The following is a 21,310-nucleotide window of genomic DNA, read 5'->3' on the forward strand; positions in this document are numbered from 1 at the left end:
GGAAAAGTGTGGTGGAAAAATTACGATTTTGCAAGAGAGTATACTCTCTTTGTTAGTTATTGACATAACTAACAATCCTTCCTATAAATAATTTTTAATGAGAGTTTACCTATGAAGCAATTTAAAATTTATGAAAATGAATATACAAAAGAAATTTACGCTGTTAAACAAGGCTTTACTTGGTTAGGTTTTATCTTTCCCGTGCTTTGGTCGTTATTTAAACGCCATTGGGTATTAGCAGGGGTTTCTTTTGTTGTGACTCTAATTGGACTAGGATTGATGTCCTGGGGAGAAGAAATCTATAGTGATTTTCTAGTTATATTAGGGGCTATTATTGGAACCTTTGCAGCTTCATTATTTGTTGGCTTTAAAGGTAATGATTTATTAGGGGATATGTATATGAATGGAGGTTGTTCTTTTAAAGAAACTGTTATTGTCGCCAGCCCTGTTCATGCAATCACCATTTATATGTCTAATAAAAATAAGTAGGTGAACATATGAAAAAATTACTCTTAATTATTTTATCAGTTGGTCTTTTGGCAGGCTGCTCAGATAATTTGCCAAAGTGTGATGATGATGCCGTTAAAGATGAAGTGGCAAATCAATTACAGTATAAAGGCATTTTAGTTTTTTCCCCAGATATTAGGAATGCAGAGGAACGCAAGCAATTAACGAAGATAGATGGAATGTATCAATGTGGTGCTGATGTTTCAACTACACAAGGTAACATTTTTGTTTCTTATGAAATTACCAAAAATAAAAGTAAGAAAGAAAAATACATCGTTAATGTTTTGGGCTATCAACGTTTAAATTAAGGATGTGTTATGAAATTAAGAAAAATTAAAAATTATTTTCTTTTGCCCTTAGTTGCGTTATTAAGCACATTCTCTTTAGCTGCTCAATCGCCTATTGAAGTTGAAGCTTTCCAAGAACAAACAGCTATGGGAGTTATGCCATATTTAGAAGTTACAGCAGTGGCAGATCAAGTTACACTTTATGATATGGTATTAAATCGAGGAAATTGTCCCGCTCCATGGGCAGATTATGGTGGTCAGTTAAAAAAGCCGAGAACACTAACATACGGTGAACAGACTAAACTTGCAACTGGTGGCAAATGTAATTTACGTGAGGTATTATTTAAAACTTCTCAAGGTGATTGGATATTTACATTTAGGTAGATGAGTTGATGAAAAAATTATTATTGATTATTTTAGCGAGCGTTTTATTATCCGCCTGTTCAGATGATTTACCAAAATGTGATTCATCTAAAGCAAAAGAATTAGTTTTGAAAAAAACGAAAGAGGTAGGGGAGTTAACAGATGATTTTGAAATTATTTCTTTGGAGGAAGTGGAAGTAAATAGCGTTGAAGGGGATTTTGTTGGTGCTTCCCCAGATGTTATAACTTGTAAAGTAAAAGTAAGAAGAACAAGTCACGGTGCTGTTCGAGAAGGAGAAGGTTATTTTAAACTAATAAAGTCTAATAACGGTATTGAACTACAAATCATTCGTTGATCGTTAAGACTCGTAGGTGGGATTTATTCCACCTAATAAATATTCACAAGAAATAATAAATTGGAAAAGTTATGAAAAAAAGTTTAATCTCATTAACTATTTTAAGCATAGCTAATTTTGCTCAAGCTGGATTAGAAGATATTGATAACCCTATAAAAATTGCCACTTTCTATGAATACGGCGATACATTCAAAATGATTGATGTTTATGCAGGTTCAAATGGCACAAGTTGTCCACGTTCTTATGTGATTGTAGAAGATGGCAAAGAAACAGATCCCTTTGGGACTTGTGCGGAAGAACTGATCAATATAGTGAAATATAAAGATGAAATTTATCTCAATATGAATGGTTTTGCTGGACCGTTTGAGTCCCAAGAAAGACAGGAGCGAGAAACCTCTAAATTTTATCATTTTATTTATAAAAATGGTGAAATTACAAAGACGGAGATGGATGATTAGTAAGTATTAATTAAAAGCCCCAAGTATTTAAACTAAGGGCTTTTTTGGGCAGAACAAGAATAAAATTGCACTTATTCATACTTTATGGTACAATTAAATAGGTTTTAATTTCCAAAAAATGGATATATTATGCTATTTACTCATCTTTATATTGACAATCTATACAATTTTCACAATACAAGTATTGATTTTACGCTCAAACGCAAGATCTTGAATTCGAGTGTTGCGGACGAATATTTAGCAGAACGCCCCAATTTTCGCTTTAAACGAGTTTGTATTGTTTCAGGTGCAAATGCTAGTGGGAAAACATCACTAGGTAGAATTTTACGCTATATTCAGCATTTTATCCTTTTCCCAAATAGCAATTTATTAAATAAAATCAATCATAAAGAGAAAGAAGCGATCATCCGAGTTGAGTTTGTATTACCCGCAACCAATACCATTCATTATTTAGAAATTAAACAGACTGCGGAAAATATTAAAAATTATCCGCATATTGTGTATTCGGCTTTGCCTATTCGCCCAAATGATACAGCCTACTCAGCTCGTAAGCGTTTAATGAGTTTAGTTGAGAAATGTGGAGAGACAAAAATTGATGGTGCTATTTATCATCAAAATACGAATGCACCTTATTTGTTCGAAGATATTAAACCGATTATTTCGGATCATCTTTGCTTTTATTATATGTTTTCAAATACACAAGATAATGATAAAAGCGAGATTACTATTAAAAAAGATAGTTATCTAAATAAAGATATTCTTGAAAATATCTTGAAAAATTTTGATCCATCAATCAGTTCAGTGAATGAGTTAATGGATAAAGATGAGCTAGAAGCTTACGTGATTCGTTTTAAAAATAAAGATAGTGTGATTATCAATAAAACAGGGGAAATTGTTAATCAAGAACGTTTATCTAAAGGGACTTTTGATGCGATTCAAGTGGCTGAATTTTTTGCTTTTATTAAAGAAATGGCGAGTTTTAACCAGAAATTTGATAAGCAAACCTGTGCAACTTATTTCTTGGATGAAAAAATGGCATATAGCCATTCTGAGTTAGAACAAGCAATGGTAAATTTGATCATTCAAACCATGGGACGTTATTCGCAATTTATTTATACTACGCATAATTATGATGTTTTAGATATGAACTTGCCAGTGCATAGTTTCTTGTTTGTACGCAAAGAAGACGATAGCGCTGAATTTGTACAACCTGAAACATTATTCAAAAAGAATGATCGTTCACTATTAAATTATATTCAGAATAACATCTTTTATACGATTCCTGATACCAGCTTAATTGATGAATTACTTTTTCCCGAGTAAGGAGTAAACCATGCGGAAACAGAAAGGTCAAAATAAAACGGTACTTTTTCTTGTGGAAGGTGAAACAGAAGGAAAATTGATAAAAACATTGAAATTATTAGGTAAAGTGCAGAAGTTCAACTGTTGGAATCAGGATATTTATAAGTTAATCCCTCGTTTAAAGGCAAATGAAATTTATATTGTGTATGATACCGATATAACTGAAAATAACGTACGGTTTTTGAAAAATATTCAGCAATTAACAAAACGTAAATTTACAGTTTTTCTCTTGCAACAAACATTAAACCTAGAAGACGAGCTAGTTAAAAGCTCAAATTGCCGAAATATCAATGCTATTTTCAAGACAAAAAGTAAAAAGGAATTTAAAGCACAATTTAAGGATTGTTCTAACTTAGCTCAAAAGTTAAAGGAGATTGATTTTAAAGCTGAAAAGTTATGGCAAGGTGAACACGAACAATCGTTAATGCCGTTGGAATCGTTGCGTCGTTTTTATGGTGATCTGGCAAGTTTGGAAAGATAATGCCAATGGTTTATTATTTCCAAAAATCCCCCATTTTCCCACCGCACTTTACAAGCCAACGACTTTCTCGCCTCATTATTTGCTTTCTCCGCCCCGAAATGATAAAGTAACAAACGTTACCTATTGAAAAAATTAGGTGTTTTCTTGAAGTACGATATTGAATTTGCCAAAAAGCAAGTAGCTGATCTAGAGCATTTTCGGACGGTACGAGCCTTGTCGGGTGCCTCTAACGAGTTTCAGCATATCTTTAAACTAGTGACATTATTATTACAGGTTAACCACCCCAGTTTGCCTGGTTTTGTCGTGGGTTCCCCTACGGGGATTAGTCAATTTCAATTATCGGATTATCAGCAAGAATACTTAACTCGGGTTATGCCAGAGTTGTCGTATTCACAAATTAATGGATTTTCTCACCGCACTTTTGATGCGATTTATGGCGTATATGTCATGGGAAGCATTGCTTCAATTTCACAAACTGCATCATCTGATTTAGATATTTGGGTTTGTCATCGTGAAGATCTGAATATTCATGAACGAAATCTTTTAACTCAGAAAACTTCTGCCTTACAATATTGGGCAAAACAGTTTGAAGTGGATGTGAATTTTTTTCTTATGGATCAAGAAAGATTTCGTTGTTTCCGCTATTCAGATGCGATGACATCAGAGAACTGTGGTTCAGCACAATATATGTTGTTGCTGGATGAATTTTATCGTTCCGCCATTCGATTAGCTGGCAGACCGTTATTATGGTCGCATTTATTGATAGAAGACGAAAAGCAATATGAAACAGAAGTTGAGCAACTGATTTTAAATAAACAAATTGATCCACAAGACTGGGTGGATTTCGGTGGTTTAGGGGCGTTTTCTGCCAATGAGTATTTTGGTGCTAGTTTATGGCATCTCTATAAAGGCATTGATTCCCCGTATAAATCAACCATCAAGATTTTATTGCTTGAAGCCTATTCTTGGGAATATCCGAACACTCATTTAATTTCATCAGATTTTAAATTTCATTTATTAACTGATCGCACCGAAGATCATCATTTTGATCCTTATCTTGCCATGTTAGAGCGAGTAACCAATTACCTCACTTATTTAGGCGATTTCAAACGGTTAGATTTTGTTCGGCGTTGTTTTTATATAAAAGCAACGGAAGATTTATGGTATAGCAAATCGAATAGTTGGCGTTTTTCTTTGTTGTCAGAGCTGACCAAGCAATGGGGTTGGTCCACAGATGTTATTGAAGAGCTTAATCAGCGACCATTTTGGAAAATTAAAATGGTAAAAAGATCTTACAATGATTTAATTCAAATGCTGATGTTGAGCTATCGCAACTTGATTCAATTTGCCCGGAAAAATCATGTGGATGCTAATATTATGCCACAAGATATTAGTATTTTATCGCGTAAGTTATATAGTGCATTTGAAGAATTACCAGGTAAAGTAACTTTGGTCAACCCTTTGATTTCTAATGACTTATCCGAATCTCATTTAACATTTATTGAAGTGACGAAAATTAATTCGGGGGTTAAACCAGGTTGGTATGTGGTTAATCATGCCCCTGAAATATCGGAATTTGCCGCTTATACTCGTCATATTGAATATAATCCGAATTTACATAAACTTGTTTCATGGGCATATTTTAATGGGTTATTGACACCTGAAACACAGCTGCATATATATAGCCGAAATGTGTCATTAGACAAACTCAAGGCTTTTGTCGCTGATTTAACGCAATTCTTCCCGATTAACGTGCCAGCAGCAACCAATGAGGAATTGCACCATCCTTGTGAAATTCGTCATTTAGCTGTGTTTGTTAATTTAGTTTCCGATCCCACCAAGAATTTGATACAGCCGAGAGGTCGGATTCAGCAAGGTGATTTATTTAGTTTCGGGCAAAATGAGGAAAGTCTGGTTGGTAGTATTGATTTAATTTATCGAAATGTGTGGAATGAAGTTAGAACGTTACATTTTGAAGGTAGTAATGCCATTTTATTAGCATTAAAAGTGTTAGCTAATAAAATTCATCGAGGTTCTGATTCCCCAAGGGGTGTCGATGTTTTTTGTTATAGTGAAAACTATCAGCGTGCTTTGCATGAGCTTTTACTTGCGTTGGTAAATAAATGTATTGGAATTCAGGTTGGAACCATTTCTTCCTCAAATACACAAAATATATTACGTATTGCAGGTAAAAACTGGCAATTCTTTTTTGAAAATAGGGGAATGCGGTGGCAAGAAATTCCAGACATACAAGTATCAAATAGAGATGAATTTGCTAATACCGCAAATTTTGATGAAAAAGCACCGCACTTTGAACACCAATTTTCTTCATCACAACCACATAACAGAAATTATCCTGTTGAAATTGATGCTTTTGCCAGTGAAGGTTTTTTACAATTCTTTTTTAAAGATAATGTTGATGGTTCATTTGATGTGTATATTTTAGATGAAGAAAATCATATTGAGATCTATCGCTACTGTAGTGGAGAAAAAGAACAAAAAATCAAGGAAATAAATTATATTTATCAACAAGCGGATAGTACGGGGAATAATTTATATAATATTGTACAGCGTGATTTTAATTACCCACAATTTTATCAGTTAGTTTCAGATAGCAATGGAAGAAAAATTATTCCATTTACTGCTGTGCATAAGTAATACTTTTTTAATTAACTATTGTTGCTCAATACACCCTTCCGCCAGAATATTACCTATACTATTGTATAAGCTGCTACTATCAGCTTTTTCTAGCCATTGCCAATGAATGTTGGTATAGAATTTTCCCGTTTGATAAGGTGTCGCATTAAGTTTCTCCGTGACACCTTCAAAAGTGAGATTAATCTCATCAGTTTTTACTTTCTTAGTATTTTTACTGCTTTTAATAATACGTACGACTCTTACTTGCTTATCATTTTTACACTTATAAAGGCTAGCAGATCTTTTCTGTATTGCTTTATCTAACACTACATTAGTATTAGCTTTCGGTTGAGTATTATTACTTGATAATAATTCTGAATTTGCAGTACAGCCAGTGATTCCAATAAAAGTAAGCAGTAAAAGTCGTTTCACAGTATTATCCTTATTTACTGTACTTATAAGTACCGTCAGTTTGACGCGTAAAAGTTGCACCATTGGATAAACGCATTGTACTAACATGCCCTTGGCTTACTGCAACTTGAACTTTATCGTTGGCTTTGAAACTACTTAGTACATTACCCGCACCATTTGCTTTTGTCATAGCGTTTGCATCACGAATATCTAAACCATTACTACGGAATACTTGGAATAATGATGTGCTGGCTGGAATAACTAAGGTTCTTGTGTTTGCATTAGTCACATTGCGAGTCTGATTGCTTGAGGCATTGCTTTGTGAACTTGATGACACAGGTTTTGCTTCAACCACAGGAGCAGCTTTAGTCTTTGTGACGGCTTGTTTTGTTGGTTCTACTTTGTGAGTTTGAGCTTGTTGTGTAGCACTCTTAGCTTGTTCTATCTTGTGAACTTGAGCTTGTGGTTCAGCGTTCTTAGTTTGTTCTACACTGTGAGTCTGAACCTGTTGTGTTTCAACTTTATTTTGTACTATCGTTTGTGTTTCAGTTGGTTTCACTGGTTCTGGAGTAACGTTAGATTGTACCGTGTTCGGTTGTATTTGTTGAGCCGATTGTGTTGGTTCATTTGCTTGTGTGGTTGGATTTACATTTTCTACCATATTATCTGTTGGCGTAGTATGTTCTGTTACAACATTATTATTTGCCACTTCAGTATTTTCAAGCGGTTTATTCGGATCAAGAGATTGGAATTCAATCGGTGTTGATGAAGTATTATTTGCTTGAATTTCTTCTACTGTGTTATTACTTGGTTTTAACCATAATAAAGCGAGTAGAATTGCGATTGCTCCAGCAATAGCAATAAATAAGCGACGATGTTTAGGTGGTAATTTTTGCATAATGCCCCAATTCTCAGGATTTTTGCTATTATTTTTTTCCTGTACAGGAGGAACAGCCGTTGGTTGTTGTTTTTGTTCTGGTTCTGGTTCAACAAATTCTGCTCTATTATTTGGCGTAGCTGACGTGGTGGTGTTCTCTACTGAATTTGTTGTTTCAGATTGTGCTGCCGTTTGTGCTATGGTAGGTCTTGTTGCTACACTTTGTTGGGCTTGAACTGTATCCACACGGTTAGCAGGTTGTTCAATATTTTGAGTAGTTTTTAGATAATTTTCCTGTTGTGGCGTGCTGCTTGTAGCATAATTTGTTACGTTTTGTGACATACTTGGCACAGCATTCGGTGCTGCTGTAGTAGGATTAGGCTGAGTACCAAAAGTAGGTTCTTTACGCACCGCAAATTGATTGGGTTGCGAAGTTTCCTTTTTGCCAAATAACCCCGTGACTTTATTTAAAATAGATGGATCAATTTTAACATCTTTTCTTACAGTGGCTGAATCAGCTTGGTTTAAGTCTAAATCCAATTCATTTTGATTTGAATTATTTTTTGGTGTGTTTTCCACGATGTTACTACCTCAGTAAATGCCAAACAAAATACGCACGTTAGAATAATCCCTAAAAAAGTGCAGTCGAATTTTATCTATTTTAAAGGATCTTTAATGATTTTCCTAGAATTAACTACGGAGCATATAAAGTTTTATTGGGTTCATGAGCAATTTCTCGAGCTAATTTAGGGACTAAATAGCCTGAACTGATTTTTTGTAAATCTTTGTAAATTTGCCCCGCACTTTCATCAGAAATATAAAAATGACTGGCACCTTCCACTTTATCCAGTAAATGTAAATAATAAGGCAAAATACCCACTGAAAATAATTTTTCATTCAAAGATTTCAACGTGTTAGCGTTATCATTAATTTGTTTTAATAACACGGATTGATTTAATAAGGTTACACCTATCGCTTTCAGTTTATTCATCGCATCAGCAAAAATCGTATCAATTTCATTGGCATGATTAATATGGGTGACTAACACAGTTTGAAATCTGCTTTGGGCTAAAATCTGACAAAATTCATCGGTAATTCGCTGTGGAATGACCACGGGTAAACGCGTATGAATCCGCAAACGCTGCAAGTGCGGTATTTTTTCTAGCTGTTTTATGAGCCAGTCTATTTCATGATCTTTTGCCATTAAGGGATCACCGCCAGACCAAATAATTTCTTCGATTTGTGGATTTTCCGCAATATAGTCTAATGCTTTCAACCAGTTGGCTTTATTACCTTTGTTTTGGTTATAGGGAAAATGGCGGCGGAAACAATAACGGCAGTTAATGGCACAGCCACCTTTCACCATTAATAACAATCGGTTATGATATTTGTGTAAAATATTTGGAGCGACTGCTTGTTGTTCGTCTAAGGGATCTTTGCTAAACCCTTTTTCCGCCAGAAATTCTTGTTGAGCCGTCATGACTTGCAAAAAAAGCGGATCTTGTGGATTGCCTTTTTCCATTTTTTGCACAAAGGGTAATGGTACTCGCATAGGAAATAAACGGCGAGCTTGAATATCTTTTTCAAAGGTATTCACGGGTAAATTCAGCATTCTTAATAACATTTCGGGGTCAGAAACCGCATTCGCCAGAATTTCTAGCCAATTCTGTGTTTTTTGTTCTTCTCTAATTAAGGGTTTTTGGGGTAAAATATACACTTTAAAACAGCTCTACATCTAAATTAAGGATAAATATGGCATCATACACTACCACAGACTTTAAACCAGGTCTAAAATTTATGCAAGACGGTGAGCCTTGCGTAATCGTTGAAAATGAATTTGTTAAACCAGGTAAAGGTCAAGCCTTTACGCGTACTCGTATTCGTAAATTAATTTCAGGCAAAGTATTAGACGTGAACTTTAAATCAGGTACTTCAGTTGAAGCCGCTGATGTGATGGATCTTAACTTGACCTATTCTTACAAAGACGAAAATTTCTGGTATTTTATGCACCCAGAAACCTTTGAGCAATACTCTGCGGACGAAAAAGCCGTTGGTGATGCAGAAAAATGGTTACTCGACCAAGCGGATTGTATTATTACCTTATGGAATGGTACACCAATTTCGGTTACGCCACCAAACTTTGTGGAATTAGAAATTGTGGATACTGATCCAGGTTTGAAAGGGGATACCGCAGGAACTGGTGGTAAACCAGCTACATTAAGCACTGGTGCGGTAGTGAAAGTACCTTTATTTGTTCAAATCGGTGAAGTCATCAAAGTGGATACTCGCTCAGGCGAATATGTTTCTCGCGTCAAATAAATTATTTAGATAGCAAATTAGCACTGGTTTTCCAGTGCTATTTTTTTATCTTATTTTACAATAACATTCAATTCTTCTGTTGATGGCCAAGCATTAATCACAGCTTTAACTAAGGTTGCCAACGGAATAGCAAAAAATACGCCCCAAAATCCCCACAGTCCACCAAAAATTAACACCGAGACAATGATGGTTAAAGGATGTAAATTAACTGCTTCCGAGAATAAAAATGGCACCAGTAAATTACCGTCAAGTAACTGGCTGACTACGTAGGCAATTATAATATACCAGAATGTAGAATGATCGCCGAATTGAAAGAATGCGACTAAAGCCACTGGTACACAGACTAACACCGCTCCCACATAAGGCACTAACACCGAAACCCCCACCGCAACAGAAAGCAATAGTGGATAATTTAAACCAAAGGATAGGAAAATAATATAAGTTACCAGCGTGACAATCGCAATTTCAAACAGTTTGCCTCGAATATAATTAGCAATTTGTAATTGCATTTCTTGCCAGACTTTGTTCGCAAGATGACGATTTTGCGGTAAGAATTGGGTAAACGAATGAATTAACGTGTTTTTATCTTTTAACATAAAAAACATCATTAACGGTACTAAAAAGGCATAAATTCCAATCGTTACTAAGTTTACAATAGAAGTGAGCGAAAATTTCACCGCACTTTCACCGAAACCAAGGATTTTAGTACGTGTAGCTGTGAATATTCCTTCAATCATTTGGGCATCTACAAATTCGGGATGAATTTCGGGTAAACGCATTGCCCACTCATGTAGTTTGTTGAACATATTAGGTAAATCACTTAATAAATTAATGGTTTGATTAATTAAATTGGGCAATAAACCAAAGGCGAGTAATGAGGCAAAAGTGATAAAGCTACCTAATATGAGAATAATGACTAGAATGCGAGGGAGTGAGAATTTGCTGGTAAGAAAATGAATCGGAAATTCAAGCAAATAGGCTAATACAACGGCAATTAATAAAGGGGCGATGAGATCACTAAAAAAATAAATAGCAATAAAGCAAAACAACAAAATAGCCGCTAATCCCATTGCTTGTGGATCACTAAAGTGCCGCATATACCATTTTCTTAGCAATTCAAACATAAATTCGTTCCTTAGCAATTTTTTCTTGATTATAAGTTAAAATTTTATTTAATTACATATATAATACACAAGTTTATTCATAAGGGAGAGAAAAATATGGCAAAGAAAAAACTAAACTTGCCAACTGTTTCTGAAACACAAGGCACAACCACTTATCAGCATGGTCGTGGTATTATTCGAGATAATGCCATTCAAGCATTATTAAGTGATCGACTATTTCGCCAACGAATTGAGAAAAAACTCAAAGGCAAAGGCAGTTATCAACGTAAGGCGAAACATACTGCTAAATGGACTGAAAAGCCCGATAATAAGATTTCTTTTGAAAGAGATTTTATTATCGGGTTTTTCTTTAATAACAATAGATTACATTAGAAAGGAAATAAAAATATGACAGCATTAACAGAAGTTTTATTTACCAATACTTTGAATGTTCGGATTAGTGATCCAGGCGAAGAGGGGGCAACTAGCCACTTTTTTGAAACCATTTATATTACTCTGGTTGCACATATTAACGGCGATGAGGTTAAGTATGAATTTACGCGTAAAGTGGAAAACGAAGTAAAAATTAACCGCACTTTTACCGAATTAAATGAGCTATTTAAATTCTTGGCAGATTATTTGGATCCTGTTGCTTTAGGGAATTTAGGGGTGAAGATCGGTCAGTTAGGATTAGCCAAGTAAAAACGGAACTGCAGTGAACTTCACTGCAGCTATTATATGCTATTTATTTTTTCCGTCTAAATACAACCACTCGGCTACCTGTTTGGCAAAATAGGTCAAAATCCCATCAGCTCCCGCACGTTTAAAGCAGAGTAAACTTTCCAGAATACATTCTTTTTCTTTTAACCAGCCATTCTCAATCGCCGCTAAGTGCATAGCATATTCGCCTGAAACTTGATAAGCAAAGGTTGGTACGCCAAATTGTTGTTTCACCCGATATACCATATCTAAATAAGGCATACCTGGTTTCACCATGACCATATCCGCCCCCTCTTGAATATCTAGTGCCACTTCTTGTAGCCCCTCATTACTGTTAGCAGGATCAACCTGATAGGTTTTCTTATCACCGCCTTTTAGGTTAGCCGATGACCCCACGGCATCACGGAAAGGACCGTAATAATTTGATGCGTATTTTGCCGCATACGCCATAATTAAGGTATTAATTAGTCCTTTCTGTTCAAGTGCGGTGCGAATTTTGCCGATTCTGCCGTCCATCATATCGCTTGGGGCAACAATATCCGCTCCTGCTTGTGCATGGGAAAGTGCTTGTTTAACTAATACATCGCAGGTCGATTCATTCAGCACATAACCGGTTTCGTCAATAATACCGTCTTGACCGTGTAGCGTATAAGGATCCAATGCCACATCGGTTAATACGCCTAATTCAGGGTAAGCGGATTTTAATGCTCTTACCGCTCGTTGTACTAACCCATTTGGGTTATAGCTTTCTTCCGCCATTAAGGATTTTTTCTCTTGTTCCACCACAGGGAATAAGGCAATCACTGGCACGCCATATTTGACTAACAAGCCTGCTTCAATGAGTAATTGATCAATGGTTAAACGTTCTACTTTGGGCATTGATGGCACAGGTTCACGTCGATTTTCGCCCTCCATAATAAAGACTGGATAAATTAAATTATCGACAGTTAATTTATTTTCAGCCATTAAACGGCGACTAAAATCCTGTTTACGCATACGGCGTAAACGGCGTTCAGGATAACCTGTAAAAATTTGGATTGTCATGTTCTCTATCTCTTAATAAAAAAGGCGAATATATGATCCGCCTAATGTTCTCATTCTGTGGCGTTTTCATCATCTTTCGGGCGATAAAATCTGGCACAAATTACGCCCACTTCAAATAACAAACACATTGGTATGGCTAGTAGAGTTTGGGAAAAAATATCAGGTGGGGTAAGCAACATGCCGACCACAAAAGCGGTTACGATAATATAGGGGCGTTTGGCTTTTAAATCTTCTGGCGTGGTTACGCCAGCCCAACATAGCAAAATAATGGCTACTGGCACTTCAAAGCAGACACCAAATGCCAAAAACAGCGTCAGCACAAAATCTAAATAACTACTAATATCCGTTGCCATGGCAACGCCGTCAGGCGTGGTTTTGGTTAAAAAGCTAAACACCAATGGAAACACTACATAATAGGCAAACGCCACGCCCACATAAAATAATAAGGTGCTAGAAAATAGCAAGGGATAAACTAAGCGTTTTTCATGGCTGTATAATGCAGGGGCAACAAACGCCCAAAGCTGATAAAGCAAAAAAGGTACCGAAATAAACACCGCCGTGAGTGCGGTTAATTTAATCGGGGTGAAAAAAGGTGCTGCTACATTGGTAGCAATCATGGTAGAACCTGCTGGCATTGCATCTAACAATGGTGTGGCAATTAAATGATAAATATCATTGGAAAAATACACTAACGCCAGAAAAACCACGGCGACAAAAATAAATGAGCGTAACAAACGGTTACGTAATTCGATTAAATGTGAGATTAAAGGTTGTGTTTCTTCGACATTACTCATCATTTTTTCTCCTGTTGGCTAACAGGTTGAGCATCTTCAGCAGGGTGATATTGATCGATATATTGTGCTAATTGCTCATCTAAAGAAAGTTCGTCTTCAATATTTTGTGTTAAATCATCAGGATCTTGATTGGTTTCATCAAGTGCGGTGGAATTTTCGGTTTTTTCTAGTTTATTCTCTTGAACGTTCTCATTCCGTACAGTATCTATTTGTTCTTGTAAAGCATGATTAGCATCACTGGCTTGTTTATCCAAATTGGCTTTCATTTTTTCGGCGGATTGTTTCAATTCTTCTACCGTTTGAGCCAGTTCAGGCGACAGGGTATTCAAATTTAAATGCTCGGCTTTTTTGATACTTTCTTGCAGCTCTTGTAATTTTAACTCTTGTGTCAATTCATTTTGCACATTCGCCGCTAAACCACGAATAGTTCGTACCCATTTCATCACTGTCCGAATAGCCACAGGCATACGTTGTGGACCTAATACCACCAAGCCCACAATAAAAATCAACAGTAATTCAGAAAAACCAATATCAAACACAGATTATGCCTGTTCTTTTTGTTTCGCCGTATCTTCTGTTTTAACCGTATCGGTTTTATCTAAGGATTTAAATTCTGCATCTTTAGGTTCATCTGCCATGGCTTTTTTAAAGCCTTTCACCGATTCACCTAAATCAGAACCTAAGGTTCTTAATTTTTTTGTGCCGAATAACAACACCACGATAGCCACAACAATCAGCAGTTGCCAAATACTAACACCACCCATAAAAATACCCCTTAATATTGAAATAATAATTGTGCCTGAATATACCCCTTTTCCCTTGTTTAGGCAATAGCCACAAAGTAGTAGAGATGCTATAATTCGGCTTATTTTACTGATATTTCATTGAAATGGCAAAATCCAATTACATTACCCGACAAGGTTGGAATACCCTTGATCAAGAATTAAAATTTTTATGGAAAGAAGAACGCCCGAAAGTCACGCAAGCCGTTTCGGAAGCCGCTGCCATGGGTGATCGCAGTGAAAATGCAGAATATATTTATGGCAAACGCCGTTTACGTGAAATTGACCGCCGTGTACGTTTTTTAATGAAACGGTTGGAAGTGTTGCAAATCGTGGATTACCACCCACAACAAGAGGGCAAAATCTTTTTTGGTGCTTGGGTAGAATTGGAAACAGAAAGCGGTGAATTAAAACAATATCGGTTGGTCGGCTGTGATGAATTTGATCCTGCCCAAAATTGGATTTCCATTGATTCTCCCGTGGCTCGTGCCTTGATTGGCAAACAGTTAGATGACGAAGTGCGGGTGAACACGCCATCGGGCAATATGCTGTTTTTTGTCAATCGGATTTGGTATGAAAAAAGTTAATTTTTCCACCGCACTTTGCGAATAAATTTATGGCTAAAACTAGCGGTATTTATCCAAAAATTTATAATAAGGAATACCGATTTTTAAGGCTAAATTTTTAATTAATTTTCCGCCATAGACAGATGGAATTTTGAGCTTTTCAAATACTTGTAAACGGTGATCATCACCTAAAATGCTTTCGGCAATAATCCGTCCAGCCAATCCTGTTAAGGCAATTCCATGTCCTGAATAGCCGTGAGCAAAATAGATATTGGGGGCAATTCGCCCAAAATAAGGCTGCGAATTTAATGTCATATCAATCGGTCCCCCCCAGCCATAATCAATTTTTACCTGTTCTAATTGTGGAAATACCTTGAGCATATTTTTCCGCATCACTTGTACCATATCTTTATTGGAGCTACTGTCACTACCAAATAACAAGCGATTATCTGCACTTAATCGATAATAATCGAGCAATAAATTATTATCACACACCGACATGCCATTATTAATCAGGCTATCTGCGGTAGCTTGATCGAGCGGTTCTGTGGCGATAATAAAACTTTCCACAGGTAAGATTTTACGAGCGGTGCCGTGATGAATGGATTTAGGTAAATTGGCAATATAGGCATTGGTGGCTAACACGACATGTTGAGCAGATACTTGTGCTTTATCGGTAGTTAAAACCACTTGATTGCCTTGCGTTTGCATATCCAACACAGGCGATTGCTCAAAAATCTGTACGCCCAACTCTAAACAGGCTTTGGCTAAACCTAAGCAGTAATTTAATGGGTGTAAATGCCCCGAATTGCTATCAAATAAACCGCCTACATAAATATCCGAACCCAAATGTTGTTGTAGTTTGGTTTTATCCCATAGCTGCATATAGGCATAACCAAAGGCTTCTCGGCTGGCTTTTTCAATGGCGATTAAATCGTCCATACGGCGTTGATTCAATGCCAAGGTGGCGTAACCTTTTTTCCAATCACATTGAATTTGGTATTTTTGTACTCTTTCATCAATAATATCAATGGCTTCAAGGGACATTTCCCATAGGCTTTTGGCTTGTTCAAAACCAAATTGTTCAATATATTCATCAATGCCATCTTCAAAACCATTAATGGCTTGTCCACCGCTACGACCAGAGGCACCAAAGCCAATTCTTGCCCCATCTAGTACAATAACCTTTTTACCTTGTTCCGCCAGTTCTAATGCAGTAGATAAACCGCATAATCCAGCCCCAATGACGCAAATATCAGTGGATAAATTTTCTGCTAAGTGCGGTTGATTTAGGTCGAGATTTCGGCTGTCGTAATAGTAGGTTTTGATATGTTCTTGATGTGCAAAGTTCAGCATAAAATTGCCTTGGTTAATTATTTCTACCGATCTTACAAGGATAAAGAAATATGTCAATCTACAAACTATGCTATAATTTATTTGCTTAAATAAAGCACAAAACTTTTTGATTTTTAACCGCACTTTTGGAGAATCTAAACGTAAATGAAAAAATCCTTTTCTCGTTCAATCAAAACCTTAATCCTTTCCGCTACCACATTTTTTGCTAGTCAAGTCTGGGCGGAAGATCTGTATATTTACAACTGGACAGACTATATTCCGTCCGATTTAGTGTCAGAATTTACCAAAGAAACGGGAATAAATGTGAATTATTCCACCTTTGAAAGCAACGAAGAAATGTATTCAAAATTGAAGTTAATGGATAAGGCGGGTTATGATTTAGTGTTTCCGTCAAGCTATTACATTGGCAAAATGGCAAAAGAGGGTATGTTGGAAAAAATCGATCACAGCAAGCTAACCAATTTGTCGCAAATTCCACAAAATTTATTAAATAAAGAATTTGATCCCGATAATCAATATTCATTACCTTATGTTTATGGTTTAACGGGTATTGCGGTAAACACCAGCCAAATTGACCCTGCCAAAGTAACTAGCTGGGGTGATTTATGGAATCCTGAATTTAAAGGTAAAGTGTTATTAACTGCAGATGCAAGAGAAGTATTTCATATTGCTTTATTGTTAGACGGCAAATCACCCAATACTACCAATGAAGATGAGATTAAAGCGGCTTATGAACGTTTGGTGAAATTACTGCCAAATGTTGGGGCGTTTAATTCTGATACGCCAGAATTACCTTATATTCAAGGTGAGGTGGAATTAGGTATGATTTGGAATGGTTCGGCTTATATGGCAGGTAAAGAAAATCCAGATATTAAATTTGTTTATCCGAAAGAGGGAGCGATTTTCTGGATGGATAACTACGCCATTCCGAAAGGGGCAAAAAATATTGAAGCTGCACATAAATTTATTGATTTTATGCTACGTCCTGAACATGCGAAAACCATTATTGAGCGTATGGGATTTTCTATGCCAAACGCAGGAGCGAAAGCCTTGTTAAAACCTGAAGAGGCGGCAAATCCATTATTATTCCCACCTGCAGAAGAAGTAGAAAAAGGTGTTTTCCAAGGTGATGTCGGCGATGCTGTGGATATTTATGAGAAATATTGGAATAAATTGAAAACCAATAATTAAACGCTAGATTATAGTTGAAAGGGCGAATTTAAATTTTAAATTCGCCCTTTGTTATAGTGATTACAATGCGTTAAATTGCCCACAGTAATATAGCCAGTAACTGCGGTGAAATTATCCGTAAAAACATGGTTAATGGATAAACCGTGGCATAAGCTAATGGCGCTGCTCCGTGATCTTCTTTAATCGCATTGGCAAAAGCTAAGGCTGGTGGATCGGTCATAGAACCCGCTAACAAACCACAGATGGAAAGATAATTGAGTTTGGCATACAGGCGAGCGATAACACCAACCAGCATTAATGGCACAAAGGTAATCAAGAAACCATACCCCATCCATTCCAGACCATTACCATCGGTTAAGGTGCTAACGAAATTACCACCAGATTTTAATCCCACCACTGATAAGAACAACACAATACCGATTTCACGTAATGCCATATTAGCACTTGGTGGCATAAACCAGTAAAGTTTACCAATAGAACCAATTCTGGATAAAACTAATGCAACGACTAATGGACCACCAGCTAACCCCAGTCTTAAAGCAGCAGGGATACCTGGAATATGGAATGGAATTGAACCCAGTAACACCCCTAAACCGATCCCAATAAATACAGGTAACATTTGTACGTGTTGCAATTTAGATTGCATATTACCTAATTCAGCAATCACATTATCAATAACATCCGCATTACCCACAACATGTACCACGTCACCAAATTGCAAAGTTGTGTGAGCGGTTGGGATAAGTTCAATACCTGAACGGTTTAGGCGAGAAATTACTACACCATATTTTTGATGAAATGCTAAAGCCCGAATACTTTTACCTAATACTTTTTCATTGGTAATGACCACCCGTTCAGAACGCAAATTCCCTTTGATGGTAGAGGGTTCGATATTAACGATTTCACCCATAATTAACCGCACTTTATTCAGTGCTTGCGTATCACCGACTAAGTGCAATACGTCATCTAAGCGAATTTCAGAATCCCCTTTTGGTACTTCAATATGTTCATCACGTTTTAGACGTGTACAGAGTACATCGTGGCTTTCAAACCCCGGAATTTCTTTTAGTAATAATCCATGTAAATTAGGGTTAGTCACTTTGATATCAATTTTTTGTAATACTTCTTTATCCTTACCGCTAGCCTTATTAAAAGCAGCCGCTTCGTCATCTACTTTAATGCGGAAAAATAAACGCACTAACCACATACTCAACAAAATACCGCAAATCCCAAATGGATACGCCATGGCATAAGAAATACCCATGGTTTCGGTAATGTTAGTCATACCCAGTTCTGCTAGAATTTGCTGACCAGCTCCCAGTGATGGTGTATTGGTTACTGCTCCTGAATAAATCCCTAAAATCACATCTAACGGTACATTAGCAAAATATTTAATGGCAATCACCATTAATGAACCTAACAATACAATTAACGCTGCCAAACCATTTAATTTCATTCCCGATTCACGTAAGGACGCAAAGAAACCAGGACCCACTTGAATACCGATAGTATAAACAAACAAAATTAAACCGAATTCTTGTACAAAATGTAAGGTGTGTGGATCAAGCATTAAACCATTTTGATGAGTAAAATGTGCAACAATAATCCCACCGAATAACACTCCACCGATTCCCAGTCCAACACCTTTGATTTTCCAATGACCGATCCATAAACCGATTACCGCTACCAACGACAATAGGCTTATAGTAATTGCAATATCAGACATAACGCCCCCCAATTAAATTAATTGCCGACAATTATAATGTAAGCCTTAATATATAAAATAAGCAAAATGAAAAAATTTGACGTTTATCACATTTTTCCTTGCTTAATTTACCTATTTGCTGAAAAATAACGCATTATTTTAACATTTACGCTTTAATTTTAATATGGATTACCTTCAAGAATTAATTACTTCTTTATTTTGGATCTTAAAAGCGATTGCTATCACCGCCATCGTATTCACCGCCGTATTATGGTTTTTAGTCAAAACTACCCGTTGGGGGCAACAATTTTGGTCACTGGCACGGGAATATTTGTCGCCTAAACGGAGTGTAAAACCCTTAATTTATTTTATTATCATTGTCTTTTTTAACCTATTTGCGGTGCGTTTAGATATTTTGTTCTCGGAATGGTATAAGGCGATGTATGACGCTTTACAAAATAGTAATGAAAGCGTGTTCTGGATCCAAATGGTGGTGTTCTCCGTATTAGCTGCCATTAATATTAGTAACGTACTATTACTTTATTATTTAGGACAACGTTTTACCATTCAATGGCGAATAGAATTAAACCAACAACTGGTGGATAAATGGCTTGGCGAACAAGCCTATTACAAAACACAATATATTTATAATCAACTGGATAACCCCGATCAACGGATTCAACAAGATATTCAATCCTATGTGTCAAGTTCACTTAGCTTTGCCACGGGCGTGATTTCTTCAGTGGTGTCTATTGTGGCATTTACCCAAATTCTATGGAATTTATCTGGCGAAATGACAGTTGGTTCAATTACCGTACCCCACGCCATGGTCTTTTTGGTGTTTATTTACGTGTTAGTCACCAGTGTCTTTGCTTTCCGCATCGGACGACCATTAATTCAACTTAATTTCGCTAATGAACGCTTAAATGCGAACTATCGTTACTCATTGATTCGGATTAAAGAATATGCGGAAAGTATTGCATTTTTCCGTGGTGAGAACATGGAACGCAATATCCTGTTTAAACAATTTGATAAAGTCATCGGCAATGTATGGAAAATGGTCTATATGACCCTAAAACTTTCTGGCTTTAACTTAATGGTTTCTCAAGTATCAGTGGTGTTTCCATTTATTATTCAAGCCAGTCGATTTTTTAGTAAACAGATTCAATTAGGTGATTTAATTCAAACCGCACAATCTTTCGGACGAGTACAATCAGCATTGTCTTACTTCCGTAATGCCTATGATGAATTTGCTGGTTATCGTGCAGTGTTAGATCGTTTAACAGGCTTCCATTCAGCCATTGAACAAGCGACTCAACCAACCGAAGTAAAATTACATTCACTAGAAAGTGCGGTGCGTTTTGAGCAAGTTTCGGTGAAAAAACCAACGGGCGAAACTCTCATTGCGGATTTAACTTTCGATCTGCCACAAGGTTCATCACTATTAATTAAAGGTCCATCGGGAGCGGGTAAAACCACCTTATTACGTACTATTGCTGGCTTATGGTCGCATGCCAACGGCGATATTTATTTACCCCAACAAGATGCCCTGTTCTTACCGCAAAAACCTTATTTACCGCAAGGACGTTTAATTGATGCGTTATTTTATCCAAATTCTGCCCCTGATAATGTGGATTTAGCCCAAGCGGCAGATACCATGCGAGCGGTGCAACTTGGACATTTAAGTGATAAATTGGAACAAGAGAATGACTGGACTCGTGTGCTTTCACTCGGTGAACAGCAGCGGTTAGCGTTCGCTCGGTTATTGATTACCCAACCGAAAATTGCTTTCCTAGATGAAGCCTCTGCCAGTATGGATGAGGGATTAGAAGATGCCATGTATCGTTTATTACATGAACGTTTGCCGAACACCACGATTATCAGTGTTGGACACCGTTCAACCCTGAATGTACATCATCAGCAACAATTAGAAATTGATCCTGTTAATCATTGTTGGCAGTTAATCGTTGGCAGTTAATGGTAGGACATTA

The 21,310-nt window shown here is 36.6% G+C and carries 24 protein-coding genes; 14 read left to right on the plus strand and 10 right to left on the minus strand.

Annotated features, from left to right (window positions below; genetic code table 11):
* Positions 1-111: 111 nt before the first annotated feature.
* The 8 genes from O1Q81_RS02765 (at position 112) to O1Q81_RS02800 (ending at position 6,472) form a co-directional block, all read left to right on the plus strand.
* The gene (locus tag O1Q81_RS02765; RefSeq protein ID WP_386698106.1) at positions 112-489 is read left to right on the plus strand and encodes a DUF2628 domain-containing protein; all 378 of its coding nucleotides are present in this window, start codon (positions 112-114) and stop codon (positions 487-489) included.
* Between the two features lie 8 nt (positions 490-497).
* A complete protein-coding gene (locus tag O1Q81_RS02770) occupies positions 498-815 on the plus strand; it encodes a hypothetical protein (RefSeq protein WP_386698108.1) in 318 nt (105 codons plus the stop codon).
* Between the two features lie 9 nt (positions 816-824).
* On the plus strand, positions 825-1,178 hold the full coding sequence (locus O1Q81_RS02775; RefSeq protein ID WP_386698110.1) for a hypothetical protein: 354 nt from the start codon (positions 825-827) through the stop codon (positions 1,176-1,178).
* An 8-nt stretch (positions 1,179-1,186) separates the two neighbouring features.
* Positions 1,187-1,513, plus strand: a complete 327-nt coding sequence (locus O1Q81_RS02780; RefSeq protein WP_386698112.1) for a hypothetical protein — start codon at positions 1,187-1,189, stop codon at positions 1,511-1,513.
* 71 nt (positions 1,514-1,584) lie between these two features.
* Positions 1,585-1,971, plus strand: a complete 387-nt coding sequence (locus O1Q81_RS02785; protein ID WP_386698114.1) for a hypothetical protein — start codon at positions 1,585-1,587, stop codon at positions 1,969-1,971.
* Between the two features lie 129 nt (positions 1,972-2,100).
* Positions 2,101-3,294, plus strand: coding sequence for a hypothetical protein (locus O1Q81_RS02790; RefSeq protein WP_386698116.1), 1,194 nt, complete (start codon positions 2,101-2,103; stop codon positions 3,292-3,294).
* Between the two features lie 10 nt (positions 3,295-3,304).
* Complete coding sequence (locus tag O1Q81_RS02795) at positions 3,305-3,814, plus strand: hypothetical protein (RefSeq protein ID WP_386698118.1); 510 nt, start codon at positions 3,305-3,307, stop codon at positions 3,812-3,814.
* 144 nt (positions 3,815-3,958) lie between these two features.
* Positions 3,959-6,472 (plus strand): class I adenylate cyclase, encoded by a 2,514-nt coding sequence (locus O1Q81_RS02800; RefSeq protein WP_386698599.1) that lies wholly within the window; start codon positions 3,959-3,961, stop codon positions 6,470-6,472.
* A 15-nt stretch (positions 6,473-6,487) separates the two neighbouring features.
* Here the strand turns inward: O1Q81_RS02800 and O1Q81_RS02805 are convergent, their stop codons facing one another.
* From O1Q81_RS02805 to epmB, 3 genes are all read right to left on the minus strand, one after another.
* Positions 6,488-6,883 carry an opacity-associated protein OapB gene (locus tag O1Q81_RS02805; RefSeq protein ID WP_386698120.1) on the minus strand — a complete coding sequence of 132 codons (396 nt, stop codon included), beginning with the start codon at positions 6,881-6,883 and terminating at the stop codon, positions 6,488-6,490.
* A gap of 10 nt (positions 6,884-6,893) precedes the next feature.
* Positions 6,894-8,318, minus strand: a complete 1,425-nt coding sequence (locus O1Q81_RS02810; RefSeq protein ID WP_386698122.1) for a LysM-like peptidoglycan-binding domain-containing protein — start codon at positions 8,316-8,318, stop codon at positions 6,894-6,896.
* A gap of 115 nt (positions 8,319-8,433) precedes the next feature.
* Entirely contained in the window at positions 8,434-9,456 is a 1,023-nt protein-coding gene (gene epmB / locus O1Q81_RS02815; protein ID WP_386698124.1) for an EF-P beta-lysylation protein EpmB, read from the minus strand.
* Between the two features lie 35 nt (positions 9,457-9,491).
* Here epmB and efp point away from each other — a divergent pair, with 35 nt between their 5' ends.
* Entirely contained in the window at positions 9,492-10,058 is a 567-nt protein-coding gene (efp, locus tag O1Q81_RS02820; protein WP_386689193.1) for an elongation factor P, read from the plus strand.
* Between the two features lie 50 nt (positions 10,059-10,108).
* Here the strand turns inward: efp and O1Q81_RS02825 are convergent, their stop codons facing one another.
* Positions 10,109-11,182: an AI-2E family transporter gene (locus O1Q81_RS02825; protein WP_386689195.1), complete on the minus strand. Its 1,074-nt coding sequence runs from the start codon at positions 11,180-11,182 to the stop codon at positions 10,109-10,111.
* Between the two features lie 96 nt (positions 11,183-11,278).
* Between O1Q81_RS02825 and O1Q81_RS02830 the strand changes: the two genes are divergently transcribed.
* Together O1Q81_RS02830 and O1Q81_RS02835 are read left to right on the plus strand one after the other, a co-directional pair.
* Positions 11,279-11,554 (plus strand): alternative ribosome-rescue factor A, encoded by a 276-nt coding sequence (locus tag O1Q81_RS02830; RefSeq protein ID WP_386689197.1) that lies wholly within the window; start codon positions 11,279-11,281, stop codon positions 11,552-11,554.
* 15 nt (positions 11,555-11,569) lie between these two features.
* A complete protein-coding gene (locus O1Q81_RS02835) occupies positions 11,570-11,863 on the plus strand; it encodes a DUF5377 family protein (protein ID WP_386689199.1) in 294 nt (97 codons plus the stop codon).
* A gap of 39 nt (positions 11,864-11,902) precedes the next feature.
* Here O1Q81_RS02835 and hemB read toward each other — a convergent pair whose 3' ends face one another.
* The 4 genes from hemB to tatA are packed head-to-tail and all read right to left on the minus strand — an operon-like array spanning position 11,903 to position 14,483.
* Positions 11,903-12,925: a porphobilinogen synthase gene (hemB, locus tag O1Q81_RS02840; RefSeq protein WP_386698126.1), complete on the minus strand. Its 1,023-nt coding sequence runs from the start codon at positions 12,923-12,925 to the stop codon at positions 11,903-11,905.
* Between the two features lie 50 nt (positions 12,926-12,975).
* On the minus strand, positions 12,976-13,719 hold the full coding sequence (gene tatC, locus O1Q81_RS02845; RefSeq protein WP_386698601.1) for a twin-arginine translocase subunit TatC: 744 nt from the start codon (positions 13,717-13,719) through the stop codon (positions 12,976-12,978).
* On the minus strand, positions 13,719-14,258 hold the full coding sequence (gene tatB, locus O1Q81_RS02850; RefSeq protein WP_132300050.1) for a Sec-independent protein translocase protein TatB: 540 nt from the start codon (positions 14,256-14,258) through the stop codon (positions 13,719-13,721). Before tatB ends, tatC begins: the two co-directional genes overlap by 1 nt.
* 3 nt (positions 14,259-14,261) lie before the next feature.
* Entirely contained in the window at positions 14,262-14,483 is a 222-nt protein-coding gene (tatA, locus tag O1Q81_RS02855) for a Sec-independent protein translocase subunit TatA (RefSeq protein ID WP_386689206.1), read from the minus strand.
* Between the two features lie 125 nt (positions 14,484-14,608).
* Between tatA and greB the strand changes: the two genes are divergently transcribed.
* Positions 14,609-15,088, plus strand: a complete 480-nt coding sequence (gene greB / locus O1Q81_RS02860; protein WP_386698128.1) for a transcription elongation factor GreB — start codon at positions 14,609-14,611, stop codon at positions 15,086-15,088.
* A gap of 39 nt (positions 15,089-15,127) precedes the next feature.
* Here greB and O1Q81_RS02865 read toward each other — a convergent pair whose 3' ends face one another.
* Entirely contained in the window at positions 15,128-16,423 is a 1,296-nt protein-coding gene (locus tag O1Q81_RS02865) for an NAD(P)/FAD-dependent oxidoreductase (RefSeq protein ID WP_386698129.1), read from the minus strand.
* A gap of 144 nt (positions 16,424-16,567) precedes the next feature.
* Between O1Q81_RS02865 and O1Q81_RS02870 the strand changes: the two genes are divergently transcribed.
* Positions 16,568-17,614: an extracellular solute-binding protein gene (locus tag O1Q81_RS02870; protein WP_386689212.1), complete on the plus strand. Its 1,047-nt coding sequence runs from the start codon at positions 16,568-16,570 to the stop codon at positions 17,612-17,614.
* A gap of 70 nt (positions 17,615-17,684) precedes the next feature.
* Here O1Q81_RS02870 and O1Q81_RS02875 read toward each other — a convergent pair whose 3' ends face one another.
* Positions 17,685-19,340 carry a putative transporter gene (locus tag O1Q81_RS02875; protein WP_386695613.1) on the minus strand — a complete coding sequence of 552 codons (1,656 nt, stop codon included), beginning with the start codon at positions 19,338-19,340 and terminating at the stop codon, positions 17,685-17,687.
* 163 nt (positions 19,341-19,503) lie between these two features.
* Between O1Q81_RS02875 and O1Q81_RS02880 the strand changes: the two genes are divergently transcribed.
* On the plus strand, positions 19,504-21,297 hold the full coding sequence (locus O1Q81_RS02880; protein ID WP_386689216.1) for an ABC transporter ATP-binding protein/permease: 1,794 nt from the start codon (positions 19,504-19,506) through the stop codon (positions 21,295-21,297).
* The last annotated feature ends 13 nt before the right edge of the window (positions 21,298-21,310 follow it).

The sequence above is a fragment of the Lonepinella sp. MS14436 genome, assembly GCF_042470565.1.
Classification (GTDB): domain Bacteria; phylum Pseudomonadota; class Gammaproteobacteria; order Enterobacterales; family Pasteurellaceae; genus Lonepinella.